This window comes from Methylobacterium sp. CCH5-D2 (assembly GCF_001556475.1).
GTDB lineage: Bacteria > Pseudomonadota > Alphaproteobacteria > Rhizobiales > Beijerinckiaceae > Methylobacterium > Methylobacterium hispanicum.
This window is the reverse complement of the sequence record NZ_LSIX01000480.1, coordinates 1-1076: the sequence shown is the minus strand read 5'-3', so window position 1 is coordinate 1076 and position 1076 is coordinate 1. Positions and strand designations below refer to the sequence as shown.

At 74.8% G+C, this 1076-nt stretch carries 1 protein-coding gene; it reads right to left on the bottom strand.

Features of this window, described 5'->3' with window-relative positions; genetic code table 11:
* Positions 1-810, bottom strand: an 810-nt coding sequence (locus tag AX737_RS12155) for an amidase (protein WP_197430551.1), incomplete at its 3' end; no start/stop codon positions are given.
* Positions 811-1076: the final 266 nt, after the last annotated feature.

Genomic DNA, 1076 nt, shown 5'->3' with positions numbered 1-1076 from the left:
GCGGGCGAGCCGCAGGCCCCGCACGCCCCGCTTCAGGGTCGGGAACGGATCGTCGGGCGCGATCCCCCGCGTGGTCGGGTCGAGCGGGTCGGGGCCGGACATCGCCCGGTAGAGGAGCGCCGCGTCCTCAACCGTGCGGGCGAGGGGCCCGGGCGTGTCGAGGGTGGTGGAGAGCGGCACGATCCCGTGGGTCGAGATGCGCCCGACCGTCACCTTGAGCCCGGTGAGCCCGCAGAAGGCGGCCGGCAGCCGCACCGAGCCGCCCGTGTCGGTGCCGAGGCCCCAGGGCGCCATGCGGGCGGCGACCGCCACGCCGGTGCCGCTGCTGGAGCCGCCCGGCGTGCGGGGCGTCCCCGGATCCCAGGGGTTCCAGGGCGTGCCGAGATGCGGGTTCGTGCCCCAGCCGCCATAGGCGAACTCGACCGTGTGGGTCTTCCCCAGCACGATCATCCCGTGCGCGATCAGCCGCCGCGCGACGGTCGCGGTGCCGCGGGCGATCCGCGCCCGGTGGGCGGCCGAGCCGCCCATGGTGATGCGCCCGTCGAGGTCCACGAGGTCCTTCAGCGCCACCGGCACGCCGTGCAGCGGCCCGACCGCGTGGCCGGAGCGGATCGCCCGGTCGGCGCCCTCCGCGGCCAGCCGCGCGTCCGCCGCGTAGACCTCCGTGAAGGCCCGGAGCTTCGGCTCCTGAGCGGCGATCCGCGCGAGCATCGCCTCGACGGCATCGACGGGAGAGAACGTTCTGGCGGAGATGCCCTCGGCCAGTGCCTTGGCGGAGAGGAGCGAGAGGTCGGTCGGGGTATCGGTCATGGAAAATACCTGCTTGGGCACTGCTTGGGCACTGCGCCCGCGACTCTTCCTCACCCCTCCGCGGGGAGGAGGATCGTCGACGACGATGCCGCCTCTCCGTCGTCATCCCGGGGCCGCCGGGAGCCGGATCGTCGGATGGGATCACGCTGCCCGCAGGGGTGAGAGAGCGTAGCGGGCGCCGACTCGTCCGCAAGTTGCAGGCCAGGCTTCCCGCTTCCCGCGCAGGGCCGGCCATGTGGGGAGGGCTTGCCGCCCCGCCCCGCCGC